The organism is Bifidobacterium sp. (genome assembly GCF_050874245.1).
Taxonomy (GTDB): Bacteria; Actinomycetota; Actinomycetes; order Actinomycetales; family Bifidobacteriaceae; genus Bifidobacterium.
Window position 1 is genome coordinate 1 of the sequence record NZ_JBNMKH010000043.1, and the last position, 19,267, is coordinate 19,267.

The 19,267-nt window shown below is 62.3% G+C and carries 18 protein-coding genes and 1 tRNA gene; 2 read left to right on the top strand and 17 right to left on the bottom strand.

Annotated features, from left to right (window positions below; all coding sequences use genetic code 11):
* Positions 1 to 446: biotin--[acetyl-CoA-carboxylase] ligase (locus ACR0P8_RS06090; RefSeq protein ID WP_432624256.1), on the bottom strand; the 446-nt coding region annotated here is incomplete at its 3' end.
* Between the two features lie 9 nt (positions 447 to 455).
* Positions 456 to 2,528, bottom strand: a complete 2,073-nt coding sequence (locus ACR0P8_RS06095) for a DUF6020 family protein (protein WP_432624257.1) — start codon at positions 2,526 to 2,528, stop codon at positions 456 to 458.
* Between the two features lie 85 nt (positions 2,529 to 2,613).
* On the opposite strand from ACR0P8_RS06095, the gene ACR0P8_RS06100 reads away from it, so the two are divergent.
* Positions 2,614 to 3,393, top strand: a complete 780-nt coding sequence (locus ACR0P8_RS06100; RefSeq protein ID WP_432624258.1) for a helix-turn-helix domain-containing protein — start codon at positions 2,614 to 2,616, stop codon at positions 3,391 to 3,393.
* 192 nt (positions 3,394 to 3,585) lie between these two features.
* On the opposite strand, the gene rplA is transcribed toward ACR0P8_RS06100, so the two are convergent.
* From rplA to dapE, 12 genes are all read right to left on the bottom strand, one after another.
* A complete protein-coding gene (gene rplA, locus ACR0P8_RS06105) occupies positions 3,586 to 4,278 on the bottom strand; it encodes a 50S ribosomal protein L1 (protein ID WP_432624259.1) in 693 nt (230 codons plus the stop codon).
* 14 nt (positions 4,279 to 4,292) lie between these two features.
* A complete protein-coding gene (rplK, locus tag ACR0P8_RS06110; protein ID WP_003807772.1) occupies positions 4,293 to 4,724 on the bottom strand; it encodes a 50S ribosomal protein L11 in 432 nt (143 codons plus the stop codon).
* A gap of 417 nt (positions 4,725 to 5,141) precedes the next feature.
* On the bottom strand, positions 5,142 to 5,951 hold the full coding sequence (nusG, locus tag ACR0P8_RS06115; RefSeq protein WP_432624260.1) for a transcription termination/antitermination protein NusG: 810 nt from the start codon (positions 5,949 to 5,951) through the stop codon (positions 5,142 to 5,144).
* 24 nt (positions 5,952 to 5,975) lie between these two features.
* Positions 5,976 to 6,203, bottom strand: coding sequence for a preprotein translocase subunit SecE (gene secE / locus ACR0P8_RS06120; RefSeq protein WP_432624261.1), 228 nt, complete (start codon positions 6,201 to 6,203; stop codon positions 5,976 to 5,978).
* A 33-nt stretch (positions 6,204 to 6,236) separates the two neighbouring features.
* Positions 6,237 to 6,312, bottom strand: a tRNA-Trp gene (locus tag ACR0P8_RS06125).
* Between the two features lie 236 nt (positions 6,313 to 6,548).
* Complete coding sequence (locus tag ACR0P8_RS06130) at positions 6,549 to 7,772, bottom strand: pyridoxal phosphate-dependent aminotransferase (protein ID WP_432624262.1); 1,224 nt, start codon at positions 7,770 to 7,772, stop codon at positions 6,549 to 6,551.
* A gap of 112 nt (positions 7,773 to 7,884) precedes the next feature.
* Positions 7,885 to 9,018 (bottom strand): glutamate 5-kinase, encoded by a 1,134-nt coding sequence (gene proB / locus ACR0P8_RS06135; protein WP_204441814.1) that lies wholly within the window; start codon positions 9,016 to 9,018, stop codon positions 7,885 to 7,887.
* Positions 9,019 to 9,100: 82 nt separating this feature from the next.
* Positions 9,101 to 10,792: a GTPase ObgE gene (gene obgE, locus ACR0P8_RS06140; RefSeq protein ID WP_432624263.1), complete on the bottom strand. Its 1,692-nt coding sequence runs from the start codon at positions 10,790 to 10,792 to the stop codon at positions 9,101 to 9,103.
* Positions 10,793 to 10,868: 76 nt separating this feature from the next.
* Positions 10,869 to 11,120: a 50S ribosomal protein L27 gene (gene rpmA, locus ACR0P8_RS06145; RefSeq protein WP_003807757.1), complete on the bottom strand. Its 252-nt coding sequence runs from the start codon at positions 11,118 to 11,120 to the stop codon at positions 10,869 to 10,871.
* 39 nt (positions 11,121 to 11,159) lie between these two features.
* Positions 11,160 to 11,468, bottom strand: coding sequence for a 50S ribosomal protein L21 (rplU, locus tag ACR0P8_RS06150; protein ID WP_432624264.1), 309 nt, complete (start codon positions 11,466 to 11,468; stop codon positions 11,160 to 11,162).
* 144 nt (positions 11,469 to 11,612) lie between these two features.
* Positions 11,613 to 14,399: an Rne/Rng family ribonuclease gene (locus tag ACR0P8_RS06155; RefSeq protein WP_432624265.1), complete on the bottom strand. Its 2,787-nt coding sequence runs from the start codon at positions 14,397 to 14,399 to the stop codon at positions 11,613 to 11,615.
* 330 nt (positions 14,400 to 14,729) lie between these two features.
* Positions 14,730 to 15,926 (bottom strand): succinyl-diaminopimelate desuccinylase, encoded by a 1,197-nt coding sequence (gene dapE, locus ACR0P8_RS06160; protein WP_432624266.1) that lies wholly within the window; start codon positions 15,924 to 15,926, stop codon positions 14,730 to 14,732.
* 138 nt (positions 15,927 to 16,064) lie between these two features.
* Between dapE and ACR0P8_RS06165 the strand changes: the two genes are divergently transcribed.
* Complete coding sequence (locus ACR0P8_RS06165) at positions 16,065 to 17,009, top strand: AEC family transporter (protein ID WP_432624267.1); 945 nt, start codon at positions 16,065 to 16,067, stop codon at positions 17,007 to 17,009.
* A gap of 357 nt (positions 17,010 to 17,366) precedes the next feature.
* Here the strand turns inward: ACR0P8_RS06165 and ACR0P8_RS06170 are convergent, their stop codons facing one another.
* The 3 genes from ACR0P8_RS06170 to rplS all read right to left on the bottom strand — a co-directional run bounded on the left by ACR0P8_RS06170 (position 17,367) and on the right by rplS (position 19,214).
* Entirely contained in the window at positions 17,367 to 18,083 is a 717-nt protein-coding gene (locus tag ACR0P8_RS06170) for a ribonuclease HII (RefSeq protein ID WP_432624268.1), read from the bottom strand.
* Positions 18,083 to 18,730, bottom strand: a complete 648-nt coding sequence (gene lepB, locus ACR0P8_RS06175; protein WP_432624269.1) for a signal peptidase I — start codon at positions 18,728 to 18,730, stop codon at positions 18,083 to 18,085. Before lepB ends, ACR0P8_RS06170 begins: the two co-directional genes overlap by 1 nt.
* Positions 18,731 to 18,848: 118 nt before the next feature.
* Positions 18,849 to 19,214 (bottom strand): 50S ribosomal protein L19, encoded by a 366-nt coding sequence (rplS, locus tag ACR0P8_RS06180; protein ID WP_432624270.1) that lies wholly within the window; start codon positions 19,212 to 19,214, stop codon positions 18,849 to 18,851.
* Positions 19,215 to 19,267: the final 53 nt, after the last annotated feature.

Here is a 19,267-nt window from a genome sequence, read left to right on the forward strand (position 1 = left end):
AAGATGTCGTTCGGCCATTTCAATTCGACCTTCCCGTCGAGTGTGCCATCAAAGTCGACCACCACGCCGGCGACGGCGTCGCGTACGGCGAGTCCCGCGATCATCTGCAACCATCCGTTGACGGACGTGTCCCGCACGATCGAAGCGGGAACGCTCGTCACCAAGGAGACGATGAACGATTCACCCTTCACGCTGACCCACCGATGGTCAAGCCGGCCACGTCCCGCGGTCTGCTCGTCCGCGCATATCGCCACGATCTCATGGCCCGTCCAATCGCGCATGCCGAATCCATCGGCGCTGCTGTATTTCCCGGAACCGAACAAGCGGCCCTCGCGCAACTGCTCCGCAGCGTAGGTGTTGGTGGAATCGACCGAATCGAGCGCCACCACCATATCGGCGGCCACGCAGGTACGAGGCATGGTCAATGCGGAATCCTTCATCATCATTCTCGCTCCTTAACACGCATCACGCATGCCCAGCCGTCGTGCGTTGGCCGCGGCGAGCCTCGTGGCACGCGATTCACGCCAGAATTGCAGGCACAGGAAGCCGAACACGAACGCCACCGGAAGCATGTGCCGTTCGAAATTGTTGGCCGGCGCGGTGATCATCACGCCCATGAGCAGCAGCAACGGCAGGTGCCACGACAGCGAGCGCCACCGGCGCAGCACCACTTCCGCGGCACCGATGATCAGCGTCAGCGTGACGTACAGGTTGCCGTGCGTCACCCATCCGACCACGGGGATGTTTCCCCATTTCTTGGCGAAGCCGGCCACCTGGTCGCGCCACTTGTGGTTGTACAGGTGGATCCATTCGTTGTCGGACTGCACGTAGTCGTTGTTCACGTAATAGTCCATGGACACGTACGGCAGGTCGACCACGTCGAAATATCCGAAGCATTCCGCGAAGAAGGCGTCAAGCGCGATCTGCGGGTTCGCCTTGACGATCTGCCACCATGCGTCGTTGAAGTTCGCCATGTCCTTTTTGGTGACGGTGCGCCACTTGTAGCTCACCTTCTTGGATTGGATGCCGGACGATTTCACCGGATCGGCGTCCTGCTGGAAGTACGATTCCGCCATCTGGTCGAGGTTGAAGATCGGAGCGAGCTTTTTGGCGGCGTCCTCGGGGATGCCCTGCGGATTGTATTTCGCGACGCGGGCGATCTGCTGCAGCTGGATGCCGCGGCTTTCGATCGGGTCGCCGCCGATGATGGCTCCACTGTTCACCAGATACACGAGGCCGCCGTGGATGAGCACGGTCGGCAGCAGCAGCGCGACCGCGTACGTCTTCCAGCGTTTGCGGTCGTTGATCAGCGCCAGCACCGCCGCGAACAGGATGATGTACCACGCGTACTTCGCGCTGATCAGCATGACGCAGCTCGATGCGAACAGCGCGCACAGCGAGCGTTTGCGCAGTTTCATGGGCTTGCCGTTGATGGTGGGTAGCGCTTTGATGTGCGTCATGTGCAGCTCGTACCACACGCCGAACCACCAGACGAACGCGAAGGCGAACAACGGCGATTTGGTCAGCGAGATCGTGGCGAACACTGACAACGGGCACACCATGAAGAACAGCAGAATGACGAAACGCGTCTTCGCTCCGGCGCGCAGTCTGGACGGACGCGCCACCACGCCAGCCTCGGGATGGGCGAAATCGCGCATGTTCCAGCAGTCGTGGCGTTCCGGATGCGAGAAGTCGAATGTGCCTACGCCCAGTCGGCGCCATGGCAGGTTGAAGAAGCGGTTCGCGGTGGCGGCGCAGCAGAACGCGGCGAACAGCCACTGCAACGCGGCCAGGACGACGATGCCGGCGTCGTTGGAGCCGGTGAGATAGCGGGAGACCGCAGCGAAGGCGCCGTAGACGACGGTCAGCACGACGTTGTGCTGGTCGGTCAGATACGTGGGGTTGGCCGGCCACATGTAGTGCGCGGTCGGGTAGATGTCCATCGGCACGAACGAGAAGAATCCGATGTACGGCTGTTTGAGTCCCGTCCACTGGTTCAGGGCCCAGCTGAATTCGCGGATCTGCGAGCGGATGTCAGCGCCGAACGCGGCGAGCAGCGTGGTCGGCACCCACAGCCAGCCGATCACGAACACCAGCATGAGCTTCCACCAACAGTCGGTGCAGCTCGTCAATTTGCGGCCGGTCCAGACGATCACCGCGTGGACTGCGCGTCCCGGACGGCTGTGCGCGGCATCGTGCAGGTGGCGCAGCATGATGCCCAGCACCGTCGTGGGAGTCCCCGCTATCTCGTGGCGGAGCTTCTCGTGACGGCGTGCGAAATATCTCGGCAGCACGCGTTCTCCGCGGCCGTATCGGACCAGCGCGCGCAGCACCGCAAACGCAATGACGAAGGCGATCGCCATGTACGCCGCATTGATCCACCCGAAACCGGACAATCCCGTGCCGAACCAGTACAGCGGGCCGATGGCGCAGCACCACGCGACCCACAGGCATGCCAGCACGCCCAACGTCCAGCTGAGGACCGTCGCCACCTTTCCGGCTTTCTTCTTTTCGCTCATAAGCGGCATATTACCGTCACTGCCCGAATGCGGCCGGATCGGCCGACGGAAACGTTCGGCGATTCAAGGGGCGTGACGGCTAGAATGGTCGATTATGATTTCCGAGCAGGCAGATATTCTCGACCTTTTGTCAGGGCATACCGATGATGCGACCATCGAACGGCTGGCCTTCGAATGCCTGTTGACGAATATGACGGACGAACGCGTGGTCTCGCTGATGAACGTCCTCGGATGGCAGGGCGATTTCGATTGCTTCGCGATCGGAGGGGTTCCGGCCGCCAGTCTCGCCTCCGCCTCCCTTGACATCCGCAAGGCGGTTCGCGACTTGGGTGGCGAGCAAGTGATCATCGGCACCTACGGGCATTTTCTGCTGGCGCTGATCCGCCAGATGAGCGCCGTCACACCGGAGGTGACCTGCACTTCGGTCATGCCGGCCTTCAGCGAGGACGAGCCGCTGTATCTGAGTCCCGTCCGTTCGGATGTGGACGGAGCCTCGCATGCGCTTCGCGAGACGATGTTCTCGCTGCAAGCAGCTCCCGCGCTGCCCGAGCCCTCACGCCCGTTGCGCGATGACGAACTGCTGCCGGAGCGCGCGCTGCTCGGCGACGATTACGCGCGCGAGGAGCTGTATTGGAACGTGTACCAGGTGCTGCGCGGCGACAATCCCGATGACCCCACTTATCTGACGGTGTCCACGTTCCTGCGGTACGGCAGTTCGCTGGAGAATACGGCGAAGGAGCTGAACGTGCATCCGAACACCGTGCGGTACCGTCTGAAGCGCGCAGCCGAGACGACCGGCTGGGATGCCACCGATCCGCGCGACGCGTATGTGCTGACCACCGCGCTGGCAATCGGCCGTATGCGCGATCATTGATTGTTTTGAACGTGACTGCTTTGAACATTCGTCCGATGGCCATCCGATGACCGTCCGCTTCGATTGCGCGGATGCCGATCATCCGATCGACGGATGTGAAGAATGCGACGAATACGAAAGGACCCGCACCTGCGTTGGCAGATGCGGGTCCTTTGCTTGCGTCACGCGTTAGTTCGCGTTATGACGTCGTTCTCAGGCGATGACCGACGGATCGACCGGGACACCCGGGTTCATCGTGGAGGTGATGGTCGCCTTGGTGACGTAGCGGCCCTTCACGGTGGCCGGCTTCAGACGCTTGACTTCGTTGGCGACGGCCTTGAAGTTCTCGTCCAGAGCCTGCTCGGTGAAGGACATCTTGCCGATGAGGAAGCTCAGGTTGCCGTTCTTGTCGACACGGAAGTCAACCTTGCCGCCCTTGATGTCCTTGATGGCCTTGGTGACGTCCATGGTCACGGTGCCGGTCTTCGGGTTCGGCATGAGGCCACGCGGACCGAGCACGCGGCCGAGGCGGCCGACCTTGCCCATCATGTCCGGGGTGGCGACGACGGAATCGAAGTCGAGGAAGCCGTCGGCGACCTTCTTCACGAGGTCGTCGTCACCGACGATGTCGGCGCCGGCCTCGAGGGCTTCGGTGGCCTTCGGGCCACGGGCGAAGACGAGGACCTTGGCGGTCTTACCGGTGCCGTTCGGCAGGTTCACGGAACCGCGGACCAGCTGGTCGGCCTTGCGCGGATCCACGTTCAGGCGCAGCACGGCCTCAACGGTCTGATCGAACTTGTACTCCGGCATGCTCTTGAGGAGAGCGATGGCTTCGTTGGCGGTGTAAAGGTTGTTGAAATCGACCTTCTCAGCCGCTTCGCGATACTTCTTGGAACGCTGTACCATTTGTCCTTCTCCTCTCAGTCGGTAACCGTGATACCCATCGAACGGGCGGTGCCCGCGATGATCTTCATGCCGGCTTCGACGTCGCGTGCGGACAGATCAGCCATCTTGATTTCAGCGATCTCACGGACCTGAGCCTTGGTGACGGAGCCGACCTTGTGGGTCAGCGGGTTCTCGGTACCCTTCTGGATGCCAGCGGCCTTCTTCAGCAGAGCTGCTGCCGGCGGGGTCTTCAGGATGAAGGTGAAGGAACGATCTTCGTAGACGGTGATCTCAACAGGGATGACCTGGCCCATCTTGTCCTGCGTGGCAGCGTTGTACTGCTTGCAGAAGTCCATGATGTTCACGCCATGGGAACCCAGAGCCGGGCCCAGCGGCGGAGCCGGGTTGGCCTTGCCGGCCTGAATCTGGAGCTTGAGAAGCGCCGAGACTTTCTTCTTAGGAGCCATTGTATGGTTCTTCTTTCTGTGAAGCGGTGGTTAGCGGCACCGGAGTAGGTCTCCCGCGTCCGGTTCCTTCCGCAACGTATATTGCTGTGCTGTGCTAGCGGACCTCATGCGATTCGGGCACGGAAATCCTCCAGACACAACTTTTCCATTATGCGCTCCCATAGCGACATCGATACAGAAAAACCCCGCCGAAGCGGGGCCCAAAACTGAAATTTTGAAATTTCATGATGCCGCGCGGTAGCAAGGCGCACCGAAGGAAGCGGTACAAAGGTACCACGACTGAAGAGCAACGCAGCTAACGCGCCACCGAACAAACTGAAATTTCATGATGCCGCGCGGTAGCAAGGCGCACCAAGCGAAGGCGTACCAAGGTACGTCGAGCTTGGAGCAACGCAGCTAACGCGCCATCATGGAATTTCAGGCTAGTTTCTCGACTTGGTTGAAGCCCAGCTCCACCGGCGTGTCGCGTCCGAAAATGGACACGAGCACGGTGAGCTTCTGCGTGGCCGGATCGACTTCGGAGACGACGGCGGCCATGGTGGTGAACGGTCCGTCGGTGACGGTGACCTGATCGCCGGGTGCGTAGGAGACTTCGAGGGTGCGCTTCTTGGCCGCGGCCGGCTTGTCGCCGGCGGCCCTGAGCGCTTCGGAGGCGATCATCGGAGCCATCATGGAGACGACTTCCTTGCGGGACAGCGGTGCCGGATCCTTGGTGGGGCCGACGAAGCCGGTGACGCCTTCGGTTTCGCGGACGATGCGGCGGGCGTTCTCATCCGGGATCATACGGATCAGCACGTAGCCGGGCACGCGCACTCGGGTGATGACCTTCTTGCCCTTTTCGGTGTGCTTTTCGACTTCCTCCATCGGCACTTCGACCTGGAAGATCTTGTCTTCCATGCCAAAGCTGGCCACACGGGATTCGACGTTGGTCTTCACACGCTTCTCATAGCCGGAATAGGTGTGCAGCACGTACCACTTGCCTTCGAGGTCGCGTAGGCTCTTGGAGAATTCCTCGACGGCCTTGGCGCCGGCATCCTGCTCGGGCTCCTCGGCATCCTCAGTGGTTTCCGTGTTCTGCTCGGCCGGAGCGTCCTGCTCGGACTGGGCGGCTTCGCCGCCGGCGGTCTGCTCGGCTTCGCCTTCCGCCGGGAGCGCCGCTACTGCAGCAGCCTCACGCTCGGCTTCGGAGGCCTCGTCGAGGTTGTCGGAAAACACTTCGTCAGTCATGCACTTTCACCTTCACGTTGGTTATCAGCCGAAGATCCACAGGGTCAACTTGCCCAGACCGAAGTCCATGCCGGTGACCAGTGCCATGAGCAGCAGCACGAAGATGAACACGGCGAGGGCCCAGAAGAACAGTTCCTTGCTGGTCGGGGTCACTACCTTGCGGAGTTCGTCGATGATTTGTTTGATGAACAAGCCAATGCGCATGAAGATGTTCGGCTTAACGGCCTTTTCGCTGCTCTGTGCCTTCGCCATGATGATCCTCCGCTGAGCTTGTTGTAAGAAGCTTGGCAGGGAAGGCGGGACTCGAACCCACAACCTACGGTTTTGGAGACCGTTGCGCTACCAATTGCGCCACTTCCCTAGGTGAACTCTGCAGCCTTCTCTTGGTGGCGAGGATTCACACAACCACGCATGAGACAAGCGGCAAAACCGCCAAGTCGAAATAATAGCGGGTTTTCGCGACTTCGTCCAACCGGTTTCACGAGATCTGTCGAAAAACCGCTATTTTCCAACGAAAAAAAGATTCGCACCCCGGCATGTCACCGAAGTGCGAATCGTCGAAATCCGTCAATCGGGGAAAGACCCCGGACTATGGAATCAGCCTTCGACCCAATTCTTCATGCGGCGCATGCCTTCGACCAAATCGTCATCGGCAAGCGCATAGGAGAAGCGCAGATAGCCGGGAGCGCCGAACGCCTCGCCCGGAACGGCGGCGACGTGACCCTCGTCCAGCAACGCGGCAGCCAGTTCGGAGGTGTTGGCAAACGTGGTCTTGTTGGCGCCGAGCGGCTTGCCCAGCAGCGCGGTCACGTCGGCGAACGCGTAGAACGCGCCGGTCGGAGTGGGGCAGTTCACGCCTTCGATGTCGTTCAGCGCGGCGACGATCGTCTGGCGGCGCTTGTCGAAGGCGGCGCGCATCTCGTAGACGGCGTCCAGGGATCCGGACACGGCCTCGATGGCGGCACGCTGGGAGATGTTGTTCACATTGGAGGTCATGTGGCCCTGCAGCTTGGACGCGGCTTTGGCCACGTCCGCCGGGGCGATCATCCAGCCGACGCGCCAGCCCGGCATGGCGTAGGTTTTGGCCACGCCGTTGAGCACGAGCAGCTGGCCGCGCACTTCGGGAACGGCCGCGCCGATGTAGGTGGTCTTGGCGCCGTCGTAGTTGAGGTGCTCGTAGATCTCGTCGGAGATGACCCACACGTGGTGTTCGATGGCCCATTCGGCGATGGCCTTGACCGTTTCCGGCTTCCACACGGCGCCGGTCGGATTGTTCGGCGTGTTCACGATGATGGCTTTGGTGCGCTCGGTGCGGGCGGCCTCGATGTCCTCGATGCTCGGTTCGAAATTGCGGTCGGAACCGGCGAACACCGTCACGGGCACGCCTCCGGCCAGCTTCACGGCTTCCGGATAGCTGGTCCAGTACGGGGTGGGGATGATGACCTCGTCGCCCTCGTTGAGCAGGATCTGGAAGGATTCGTACACGGCCTGCTTGCCGCCGTTGGTCACGATGACCTGGCTCGGGTCGACTTCGTAGCCGGAGTCACGCAGCGTCTTGTCGGCGATGGCTTTGCGCAGTTCGGGCAGGCCGGCCGTGGGCGTGTAACGGTAGTTCTTGGGGTCCTGCACGGCGGCCGCGGCGGCCGCGACGATCGGCGCCGGGGTCGGGAAGTTCGGTTCGCCTGCGCCGAACCCAATGACGTCGATTCCGGCGGCCTTCATCGCCTTCGCCTTGGAATCGACCGCCAGGGTGGCGCTCGGAGCCACGTGATTGATACGGTCGGATAGAGTCTGCCAGTCAGCCATAGTCATGGTTGCCATGCTAGACCCGGCACGCGAAAAACGACAGCCCCACGACACACGTCCATTCCGTGCCGGGCGGCGGGCATGGCGGTCCCGCGCCGGACGTGCGGTGTCCGCCGGACGGGCGCGTTCAGACCAGCACGAGATTGTCCCGGTGCACCAACGGATGCGCGTATTCCTCACCGAGGAAACGCTTGAGCTGCGTGGTATTGCGGCCGAGCATCTGCGGAATCTCCTCGGAATCGAAGCCGACCAACCCTTTTGCCAAATGGTTGCCCTGCTCGTCGTCGACCCACACCGCGTCTCCAGCGGCGAAATCGCCCTTCACTTCCACAACGCCGGCCGCGAGCAGGCTCGCCGCTCCCCCGCGCACCGCCTTGGCAGCGCCGGAATCAGCCACCAGCGTGCCCTGCGGATGGGATGCGAAGCCTATCCACAGTCGCCGTGACGAACCTCGGTCGTTGATCGGAGCGAAGGCCGTGCCGACCGGATCGCCCATCATCGCGGGGCCAGCGTTCGAAGCGCAGGTCAGAACCGCCGGAATGCCGGACACCGCAGCGACGCGCGCCGCCTCCATTTTGGTGACCATGCCACCGGTGCCGACGTTCGATCCGGTGCCACCGACCTGCACCTTGGCCAACGCGTCCTCGACGTTCGGCACATAGGAGATACGTTTCGACCCGGGCTCGCTCGGCGGCGCGGTGTACAGCGCGTCCACGTCGGTGAGCAGCACGAGCGCGTCGGCGACGACGATGTTGGCGATCAGCGCGGACAGGCGGTCGTTGTCGCCGAAGCGGATCTCGTTGGAAGCCAGGGAGTCGTTCTCGTTGATGATCGGCACCGCGCCCAGGTCGAGCAGACGGTCGAGCGTGCGGCGCACGTTGCGGTACTGCTGCGGCGCGATGGTGTCGGACACGGTGATGAGGATCTGTCCGACGCGCAGCCCGTAACGGGCGAACGCCGTCTCGTACTGGGCCATAAGCAGTCCTTGGCCGACGGCTGCGCACGCCTGCTGGTCGGCCACGTCGGTCGGACGTCTGTCGAAGCCGAGCGTGCCGAAGCCGGCCGCGATCGCGCCGGAGGAGACCAGCACCACGCGTCCGCCCATCAACCGCACGCGGGCGATGGCCGCGACGAGCGCGTTCAGACGCTCCGGATCCAGATGTCCACTCGGTTCGGTCAGCGAGCTGGAGCCCACTTTCACCACGATGGTCTGCGCTTCGGCTATGGCCCTGCGCACCTGCGCTTGCGATGGCGTGTTCATAGTTCCTCCCGGTACCGTTACCGGCCATTGGAAAAGCCCGCCGACATGCCATCGGCACATCGGCGGGCTTCGTTGGATGCTCCTATTGTTCCACATCCTCGTCGTCAACGGACTCACCACGTCCAAAAAGACTGGTCTCGTCGTGGCGGTCGTCGTCCACGGACGGATCGGCCCAGTGGCCGGCCTTGCGTTCGGCCATCATGGCTTCGCGCACGGCCTGGCGGGCGTCCATCATCTCGTGGTACTGGCGGCGGCGTTCCGTGTTGGTGCGGCGCTGCGCACGGCCATCCGACTCCTGCAGTCGCAGGTCGACGCCGCGTGCGCCCAGCTGGGTGCCATCAAGCATCTCCGCGCCGGCCGCGATGGTCGGATCCCAATCGAATTCCACGGCGCGATCGCCACGGCCGATGCGCACTTCGTCGCCCGGCTTGGCGCCCTTGTTGCGCAGCTCGTCCTCGACGCCCAGCTTGGCCAGGCGGTCGGCCAGATATCCGACCGCCTCGTCGTTGTCGAAGTTGGTCTGCATGACCCAACGTTCCGGCTTGGTGCCGAGCACCTCGTACCAGATCTCGCCGTTGCCGTTCTCCTTGCGCTCCACGGTGAAATCGAGCGCGTTGCCACCCTCATCGTTGCGACGGCGACGATTGCGCGGCTCCTCGAGCGGCTTGATGACCACGCGGGCCTCCTCCTCGGCCTGCTCACGCTTGGCCACTTCCGCGCGCATGTTGGTCACAAGGTCGGCCAGTGCCCAGTTGAGCTCCTTCAGGCCCTCATGGGAGGCGGTGGAGATGATGTAGACCTTGAGGCCGAGCTTTTCGAATTCGGGCTTGACGAATTCGGCGAGCTCCTTGGCTTCCGGCACATCCACCTTGTTGAGGATGATGATGCGCGGACGCTCCGGAATGGGAATCGCGCCGAGCGGCAGCTCCAGCTTGTCGGCGTATTCGGCGAGCTCGTGTTCGAGCGCCTGGTAGTCACTCATCGGATCACGGCCGGGTTCGAGGGTGGCGCAATCGATGACGTGGGCGATGATCTCCGTACGCTCGATGTGGCGCAGGAATTCCAGTCCAAGTCCCTTGCCTTGGGACGCGCCCGGAATCAGACCCGGCACATCGGCGATGGTGTAGCGCATATCGCCCGCCACGACGACGCCGAGATTCGGCACAAGCGTGGTGAACGGATAGTCGGCGATCTTCGGCTTGGCGGAGCTCATCGCCGCGATCAACGACGACTTGCCCGCGGATGGGAAGCCCACCAGCGCCACATCGGCGATGGATTTGAGCTCGAGGATGACGTCGCGTTCCTCGCCCGGCTCACCAAGCAATGCGAAGCCCGGAGCACGACGGGTACGGTTGGCCAGTGCCGCGTTGCCGAGGCCGCCGTTGCCGCCCGCGGCCACGACGAACCTGTCCCCCGCATGGCGCAGATCGGCGAGCTGCTTGCCTGGATGCTTCGGCTTGCCCTGCTGGCCCTTGGCTTCGAACACCACCGTGCCCACCGGGACGGGAAGAATCAGGTCGGCGCCCTTCGAGCCGTCCTTTGTGTCTCCCAATCCCATGGTGCCGCTTTCCGCCTCACGGTGGGGCATGAAACGGTAGTCGAGCAGGCTGTTGGCGTTCGAATCGGCCATGAAGATCACGGAACCGCCGTCGCCGCCGTTACCGCCGTTCGGACCGGCCAACGGCTTGTACTTCTCCCTACGGATACCGGCGGAACCATTGCCACCGTCGCCACCCTTGACATGGACGGTCACGCGATCCACAAAATCACTCATGTATATACCTTACATAACGAAAGAAGGCCGCGTCCATACGGGCGCGGCCTTCCACTAAGCGTGTAATGCGCGTATCTCAGGCGGCAATCACGTCGACGACCTTGCGGTCACGACGAACACCGAACTTCACACTGCCGTCCTTGAGGGCGAACAGGGTGTGGTCCTTGCCCATGCCGACGTTCTCGCCCGGGTGGAACTTGGTGCCACGCTGGCGGACGATGATGTTGCCGGCCACGACGGCTTCGCCGCCGAACTTCTTCACACCGAGGTATTGCGCGTTTGAATCGCGACCGTTGCGCGAGCTGGACGCGCCCTTCTTATGTGCCATGTCTGTTCCTTTCGGTCCTTGACTCTAACCCTGCGCGAATCAGGCGATAGCCGTGATCTTGACAGCGGTCAGCTGCTGGCGATGGCCCTTGCGACGAGCAACGCCGGTCTTGTTCTTGTACTTCATGATGCTGATCTTCGGACCCTTGGCCTCGTCGTTGACAACCTCAGCCTTGACGCTGAGCTTGGCGAGATCCTTGGCACCGAGGATGACCTTGGAGCCATCCACCACGAGAGCGACCGGGAACTCCACGGTGTCGCCCTTCTTGGCATCGAGACGGTTGACGAGGATGACGTCACCAACCTCGACCTTTTCCTGATGGCCGCCGGCCTTCACAATAGCGTACATATCCGTTCCTTTATTAACTTGGAAAGCTTACTGCCCGGCACGTTCGAGCCTCGCGGCCAGACACCAGCAATCTAATTTACACATACCCGCGTACAACCGCAAGTCTGTTCCCGGCGTGTCAGGTTGACATACCGGGATTTTCCTTTATTGTTCTTGTTCCTCCCCGCCCAGGTCCGCATTATTGGCGGCCACGGCTGCCGCCGCGATCTGTGCGAGTTTGGCCTTCACGTCCGGCGAGGAACCCTTCGGCACCTGCACGTCCGTGCCATGGCCATGCTTGTTGGTCTTGACGAACGGGTCGCCGCCCTTCAGAGCGTACGGATCATCGTAATCCGCGGACACCGTCGGCTCGTCATGGAGGATGAAGCCGCGTCCCTTGCAGGTCGGGCACTCCTCGGAGAACGCCTCCACCAGACCCTGGCCGATGCGCTTGCGCGTCATCTGCACCAGACCCAGAGAGGTGACCTCGGCCACCTGATGCTTGGTGCGGTCGCGCGCCAGGCACTCCACCAGACGGCGGAGCACCAAATCCCTGTTGGCCGGCATGACCATGTCGACGAAATCGATCATCACCATGCCGCCGATGTCGCGCAGCCTCAACTGGCGCGCGATCTCCTCGGCCGCCTCGAGGTTGCAACGGGTCACCGTCTCCTCAAGGCTCTTGCCGCGGCCGATGAAACGGCCCGTGTTCACGTCGATGGTGGTCATGGCCTCGGTACGGTCGATCACGATGGAGCCACCGGACGGCAGGTAGACCTGACGTTCCATGCCCTTCCTGAGCTGGGAGTCGATCTGCCACTTGTCGAACACGTCCTTGCCGTCATGCTCGGCCGGATCCCATTTCTCAAGCTTGTCCTTGAGATCGGGGGCCATGGTGTCGAGGTATTCCTCGATGCGTTCGTATACGCGATCGCCTTCGACGATCATCTTGGAGAAGTCGTCGTTGAAGATGTCGCGCACCACGCGGATGGCCACATCCGGCTCGCCCTGCAGCAGCTTCGGACGCTTGCCGTGCAGGAACTCGTCGCGCTTGGCGATGATGCGTTCCCACTGACGCACCAGGTTCTCGAGGTCCTTGGTGATGGCCTCCTCGGAAGCGCCTTCCGCGGCGGTGCGGATGATCACGCCCATGTCCTTCGGCGCAATCTTCGACACGATGCCCTTCAGACGGCTGCGCTCACGCTCGCTCAGCTTGCGGCTCACGCCCGTCATGCCGCCGGACGGCACCAGCACGAGGAAACGACCCGCCAACGTGACCTGCGAGGTCAGGCGTGCGCCCTTGTGCCCGATCGGATCCTTGGTGACCTGCACCAGCACCGGATCGCCCGACTTGAACGCGAGCTCGATACGGCGGGGCTGACCTTCCAGACGCGCGGAATCCCAGTTCACTTCGCCGGCGTACAGCACGCCGTTGCGGGCCTGGCCGATGTCCACGAACGCGGCCTCCATGCTCGGCAGCACATTCTGCACACGGCCGAGGTAGATGTTGCCGACGGTGGCCACCTCCTGGATGTCGGACACGTAATGCTCGACGAGGATGTTGTCCTCGATCACGGAGATCTGGGTGTGGCGCTCACGCTCACGTACCACCATCAGACGCTCGACATGCTCGCGGCGAGCCAGAAAATCCTGCTCCATGAGCTGGTTCTGGCGGCTGCGCTCACGGCGGTTGTCGCGGCGGCGCTGCTTCTTGGCCTCCAGACGGGTGGAGCCTTCGACGTCGGTGATTTCGTCGATGTACTGCTGCTTGCGGGAACGACGGGTCAGCGTCTCCTCGGATTCCTCGGACTTCGATCCCCCACGGCGGCGACGACGGCGACGGGTCACCGTGCCTTCGTCCTCCTCATCGTCCTCACGACGGCGACGGGACTCGCGTTCAGTGTTCTGCTGGTCGTCGGTCTCCTCACGATTGCCGTGTCCGCGACGACGGCGACGGGTGCGCGTCGGCTGCGCGTCATCATCGTCATCGTTGCCATTACGGGATTCGTCGTCAATCGGCGCGTATGTGATGCCATCGAGGACCAGGTCCTCCTCGATCTGCTCCACCTCGGCCGCGGCGCGACGCTCCTGCGCGTTCAGACGGCGGGAACGACGCGAATGGCGGGAGCCTTCCTCTTCGCCGTCGGCATCGTCATCGTGACGGCTGCGCTCGTTGCGATCGTCACGCAAAGAATCCTCACGATCCGTCTCATCCGCATCGCGGTTGCGACGACGGCGACGGCGCGACGGACGATTGCCGTCGCGGGTCTCATCGGCATCGTCCATATCGCGGGAGCGGACATCGGAATCGTCATCATCGGACGAATCGCGGGCGGACGGAGCAGCCGGCAGAATCGGCTCCTGGAACAACAGCGACGTCATCGGACGCGGGTTATGGCGGGTCTCATGGCCTTCCGGCAACGCGTTGACGGCGTCGAACGCACGATCCTCGGTCGATTCCTCGTCACGGCCGGAACGCACGTCACGGTCATCATGGTCATCATGCGTCGTATCGCCGATACGACGACGACCACGACGCACCGGACGATCGTCCGTATCCTGCTCATCCGCGGAGGAACGGCGACGGCGACGCACGGGACGATCGTCCTGTCTCTCGTCATCGGCATCGTCCTGCATCACGCGACGGCGGCGACGTACCGGACGCGACGGTTCGTCGTCATCGGCGCTATCGGCATCCGAAGTGAGCCGATCCGGACGGACGGGCTCCAGTTTCGGCTCCTCGAACAACGGCGCCTTGGCATGCTCCTCGACTTTCAGCTCCAAGGACGCGCCGGCCGCGCCCACGCCACGTACCACGCGGCGACCGCCACGACGGCGACGCGGAGCCGGATCGGACGAGACGGAACCGGCGGAATTACCGGCATTATTGGTGGAATTATCGGATGACACAGCAGCCTCGACCTGATCGAGGCCCTCATTGGTAGTAGGCACAACGCTCCTCGGCAACGCGCTGCAATCGCATCGCCTTCACTCAAGCCCCAACGGTTCTCACACCACGCTCTCACCGTGGCCGCGCGTCATGGCGCCCGTAGGAAGCAACTTCCGTCAAAAGTCTTCATCATGCGACGGCGGACACCTGCGCCCGCGACTCAAGAAACATTCACGCGAGGGGATCAACGCCATCGGATGCGTCGGCGGCTTGCAGAACCACCGTCTATAAGTATGACACAAAAACGAACGGAGCGTGACAGGTTGGGGAATTTCCCCTTCCGCACGCTCCGTTTTCCGGTCATTCGCGTTGACACGCCGAAAATATACGATTCAGCGCAGCCAGTCCTCCAGCAGATCGGCCATGAGCAGCAGGTCGCCTTCCGGCAGCTGCTCGTCATGCTTGTGGGCCAGTAATGGGCTTCCTGCGCCAAGGTTCACCGCGGGGATACCCAATATGGCGAAACGCGCCACATCCGTCCAACCAAGCTTGGCGAGTGGATCGCGGCCGGTACGTTCCTTGACCAGCGACACCAGCGACTGGGCGAGCGGCGAATTGAGCCCCGGACGCGCGCTCGGCGACTCATCCTTCATCTCAATGCCGAAACCTTCGAACACACCGCCTGTGGCACGATGCTCACCATTACCGAGCTCCGCTCCCGCATTCGCGCCGATCATCAGCGCCTTCGCCTCAGCGAGCGATTTGTCGGGCGCGAAGCGGTAATTGACATGCACACGGCACTCGTCGGGAATCACATTGGTGCCTTTGCCGCCCGAAATCATCGTGGCGTTCAGCCCCTCCTGATAGGTGAGGCCGTCCACCTCGATGGCGCGGTTCTCATGAACGTTCAGACGGTTCAGAATCTCGGCGGCGGCATGAATCGCGTTGCTGCCCATCCAGGCGCGGGCCGAATGCGCGGCGACGCCGTGCGTGATCACGTCGAAACGCATCGTGCCGTTGCAGCCGCCCTCGATGCCGCAGTCGGTCGGCTCGCCGATGATCGCGAAATCGCCGGTGATCCAATCAGGATGCGCCTCGACCACCTTGCGAAGACCGTTCTTCTCGGCGGCGACCTCCTCGTGGTCGTAGAACACGTATGTAAGGTCGTACTTCGCGTCGGTCAACGTGGCCGCCAGGTACAGCATCACCGCGTCGGAGCCCTTCATGTCGGTGGCGCCGCGGCCCCAGATCACACGCTCGTGCTCGTGGCCGGCGGCCACGTCCTCGCGAATCAGCGGGTCGCCGGGCTCCAGCCATTTCGGCGGGAAATTGTCGATCACCGGCACCGTGTCGAGATGCCCGGCGAGGATCACCCGCTGGGCGCGGCCGAAATCGGTGGACGCCACCAGGGTGTCGCCGTGCCTGCGCACCGTCAGATGCGGCTGCTTCCGCAGGAATGCCTCGACGGCGTCCGTCAGTGGGCCTTCGTCGTCGCTGACGGAATAGGAGCCCATGATCTGGTCCATCAGCTCGTTCAACTGCTCCTGCCTGCTGGCGGAAGCGGAAAATCCAATCGTAAGTTCGCTCATGCCGTCCATTATCCGGCAAAGGCGTGCCATCAGCTGCATACCGGGTGTGCTTTTGAGACGGACCGCACCGCTTCCGCACGCATGGTGCCACACTAGGTAGCGGCCGGAAGGCACGGCCGTAATGAAAAGGAGAGTGCAATGCCGGGTCTGTTAAGCGCGATGGAAGGTTTCTGCGTCATCGGCATCGTCATCGCCACGGGTTATGTGGCCGCGCGCATGCGCATCGGCGGACCGACCGCGCAGATGGTGCTCAACAGGTTCAGTTTCTTCATATCCAGCCCGTGCCTGATGTTCGCCATCCTCTCCAAAGAGAAGATCTTCGAAATCTTCCACTCCTCCATCATCGTCGCGTTCTTCTCGGCGGTGCTCGTGGGCGTGGTCTTCCTGATCCTCAACAAACTGTTCTTCCACTTGAAGGCGGCCGACGCCACCATCGGCGCGCTGAACTCGCTGTACTTGAACTCCAACAACATCGGCCTGCCTATCGCCACGTACATCTTGGGCAATCCCGCGTTGGTGGCGCCGATCCTGGTCATGCAGCAGGCGGTGTTCACGCCGATCGGCCTGACCGTGCTCGACGTGACCACCAAGGGCAAGGTGTCCGCCAAGGAAATCCTCAAGCAGCCGCTGCACCAGCCGCTGCTCATCGGATCGCTGCTGGGCATCGCCGTCTCCGCCATCTCCGCGAAGGTCGGGCATTTCGTCGTGCCGAGCTTCATCTACGACCCGATCGACATGATCGGCAACTCCGCCGTGCCGATGATCCTGATGGCGTTCGGCATGTCGCTGCACGGCACGAAGCCGCTGCAGGACAAGTCGAACATTCCCGCGGTGTTCACCGTGGCCGCGCTGAAGAACATCGTGATGCCGATCATCGCGTTCCTGCTGAGCTACTTCGTGATGGGCTTCCGCGGCGCGACGCTGTACGCGTGCGTGGTGCTCGCCGCCCTGCCGACCGGGCAGAACGTGTACAACTACGCGGCCCGATACAACGTGGGCCTGTCGTTCGCACGCGACGGCATCCTGTTCTCCACGCTGTCCTCGCCGATCTTCATCGCGATCATCGCGGTGCTGCTTGGCTGATTGGCAGCCATTCCGCGCCTGACTACTCTTTTTCTTCCCGAACCCATCATTCCGTCGATCGGAAACGCATTTCGTCAGGAGGAAATGCCTTCTGCCGATTGAAACAGTCATTCGGCCGATTGAAAATGTGTCACGATTCCGAAAAACGCGCCTTTTTTGGAATCGTGACACACGAAATTTACTTAGGGGGTGCAAAACAGGCACTTTTCGCACCATTTCATACCCCCGAATCGCATTTCAAACGATTTTTTGTGTCACGATTCCAAAAAAAGGCCGAAAAATGGAATTGTGACACATTTGCAGGCCCCGATAGCAAGCCAGCAAGCCCGGCAGCGAATCCGGCAAGCAAACGGAGGCTCAGACCAGATGCCAGGACAGGCGGTGCAGATCGCTGGGACCGTATTCGGCGATGGCGTCGCGATGCGCGGCGGAGCCGTATCCCTTATTGTGTCCCCACTCGTAGAACGCGTACTGCGGCTTCTCACCCAGCTCGATCATGAGCCGGTCTCGCGTGACTTTGGCGATGACGGCGGCGGTGGCCACGGTGGCGCAGTACCGGTCGCCCTTCACTTTGGTGGCGACTTCCGCTGGCACTGGCACCTCCGGAGCGTCGAAGGTGTTCAGCGCTTTGGTGATGTAGTCGTTTGGCCCGTCGAGAATCGCGCCGACCTTCACCGGCTCGCCGTCGAGCAGACCGTCGCCGTCGATGCCGAGTTTCGTCTCCGCCTCCGCAAGCGCGCGCAACGCGGCCACGCCGAGCGCATGGGAGATGCCCCACTCGTCGATCTCCTTGTTGGTGGCCGCGCCGACGGCCCAGGACGCGCACCAGGTTTTGAGCTCGTCGAAAATGGCTTCGCGCCTATGTTCCGTCAGCATCTTGGAATCGGCCACGCCATCCGGCACAGCGAGCAGCGACGCGCCGATGAGGTCGCGCGCGCGTATCGCCGCGGCGCCAACCATGACGGGTCCCGCAAGCGAACCACGTCCAACCTCGTCGAAGCCGACGATCACGTCGAAGCCGCGCTCCGCGATCTCCCTTTCCATATCCAATGTGGGCGTCACTGAAACGGACATCAGTCGTCCGCTCCTTCCGGCACGTCCCTGAACACGTCGTGGTGCGAATCCAGCGTGCTGATGTGGTTCAGCGGCCAATACTTGACCAGGCCGACGCCGACCACGTCGGAAACCGGTACGAGACCATGCGAGGAATCGTCCTGATGATACCGGGAATCGGCGGAATTGGAACGATTGTCACCCATGACGAACACGTGCCCGGCGGTCACTTTCACACTGAACGGAAAGGCGCTGGGATCCACGCCCTGCCGAATGTATGAGGATTCGTCGATGGCCGTGCCATTGACGGTGACCGGCTTGCCCGGACCCTCGCAGGCCACGGTGTCGCCGGGCAGTCCGATGAGCCGCTTGATGAGGAAATCGCCGCCAAGCCTGCCACTGTTCTCCTGCTGCAGCCAGTGGTCGGGATCTTTGAACACCACCACGTCGCCGCGCTGGAGCTTGAAGATTTTGGGGGTGAGCTTGCTGGTGATGACCCGGTCACCCGGCTCGATGGTATCCATCATGGAGCCGGACGGGATCACATAGAAACCAAACAGAAACAGGCGCACCAGCAGCACGATGATGACGGGTATGCCGCACCAGATCAGGGTGTCTCGCCAGCCGAAGCTTTCGTTGCCTTCGGCGCTTTTCTTGGCATGCTTCATGGATTTCCTTCTGCCGTCCGGTTCACACACTGGCCCCTATCATAGTGGCCGAGTATAGAAAACGGCCCTCCAGCGGAATGCCGAAGAGCCGATTTCACGCTTTATCCGCGATTCGAACTCACTTCTCGGAGTTGTCGCGACGCTCGACGATACGAGCGGCCTTACCGCGCAGGTTGCGCAGGTAGTACAGCTTGGCGCGACGCACGCGGCCCTTGCGGATCAGCTTGATGGAGTCGATGGCCGGGGAGTGCAGCGGGAAGCGGCGCTCAACACCGGTGCCGAAGCTGATCTTGCGGACAACGAAGGTCTCACGGACTCCGCCACCCTGACGGGCGATCACCACGCCGGTGAAAGCCTGGAGACGGGAGTTGTTGCCTTCCTTGATCTTCACGTTGACTTCAACGGTGTCGCCAGGACGGAAAGCCGGGATTTCCTCGGCCGGCTTCATGTGCTTGGCGTCAAATGCCTCAATAGCGTTAACCATTGTGTTTCCTCGAGTCGCCGCCGCATATCAGCGCACAGGTAAGGGCTTCGTAC

Bases quoted from the DNA above. Each gene is read 5' to 3' on its own strand.
- obgE (WP_432624263.1), bottom strand. From the start codon at position 10,792: ATGAGTGATTTTGTGGATCGCGTGACCGTCCATGTCAAGGGTGGCGAC.
- lepB (WP_432624269.1), bottom strand. From the start codon at position 18,730: ATGAAGCATGCCAAGAAAAGCGCCGAAGGCAACGAAAGCTTCGGCTGG.
- rplS (WP_432624270.1), bottom strand. From the start codon at position 19,214: ATGGTTAACGCTATTGAGGCATTTGACGCCAAGCACATGAAGCCGGCC.
- ACR0P8_RS06130 (WP_432624262.1), bottom strand. From the start codon at position 7,772: ATGGCAACCATGACTATGGCTGACTGGCAGACTCTATCCGACCGTATC.
- ACR0P8_RS06100 (WP_432624258.1), top strand. From the start codon at position 2,614: ATGATTTCCGAGCAGGCAGATATTCTCGACCTTTTGTCAGGGCATACC.
- nusG (WP_432624260.1), bottom strand. From the start codon at position 5,951: ATGACTGACGAAGTGTTTTCCGACAACCTCGACGAGGCCTCCGAAGCC.
- rplA (WP_432624259.1), bottom strand. From the start codon at position 4,278: ATGGTACAGCGTTCCAAGAAGTATCGCGAAGCGGCTGAGAAGGTCGAT.
- dapE (WP_432624266.1), bottom strand. From the start codon at position 15,926: ATGAGCGAACTTACGATTGGATTTTCCGCTTCCGCCAGCAGGCAGGAG.
- rpmA (WP_003807757.1), bottom strand. From the start codon at position 11,120: ATGGCACATAAGAAGGGCGCGTCCAGCTCGCGCAACGGTCGCGATTCA.
- rplK (WP_003807772.1), bottom strand. From the start codon at position 4,724: ATGGCTCCTAAGAAGAAAGTCTCGGCGCTTCTCAAGCTCCAGATTCAG.
- proB (WP_204441814.1), bottom strand. From the start codon at position 9,018: ATGAACACGCCATCGCAAGCGCAGGTGCGCAGGGCCATAGCCGAAGCG.
- secE (WP_432624261.1), bottom strand. From the start codon at position 6,203: ATGGCGAAGGCACAGAGCAGCGAAAAGGCCGTTAAGCCGAACATCTTC.
- ACR0P8_RS06165 (WP_432624267.1), top strand. From the start codon at position 16,065: ATGCCGGGTCTGTTAAGCGCGATGGAAGGTTTCTGCGTCATCGGCATC.
- ACR0P8_RS06095 (WP_432624257.1), bottom strand. From the start codon at position 2,528: ATGCCGCTTATGAGCGAAAAGAAGAAAGCCGGAAAGGTGGCGACGGTC.
- rplU (WP_432624264.1), bottom strand. From the start codon at position 11,468: ATGTACGCTATTGTGAAGGCCGGCGGCCATCAGGAAAAGGTCGAGGTT.
- ACR0P8_RS06170 (WP_432624268.1), bottom strand. From the start codon at position 18,083: ATGTCCGTTTCAGTGACGCCCACATTGGATATGGAAAGGGAGATCGCG.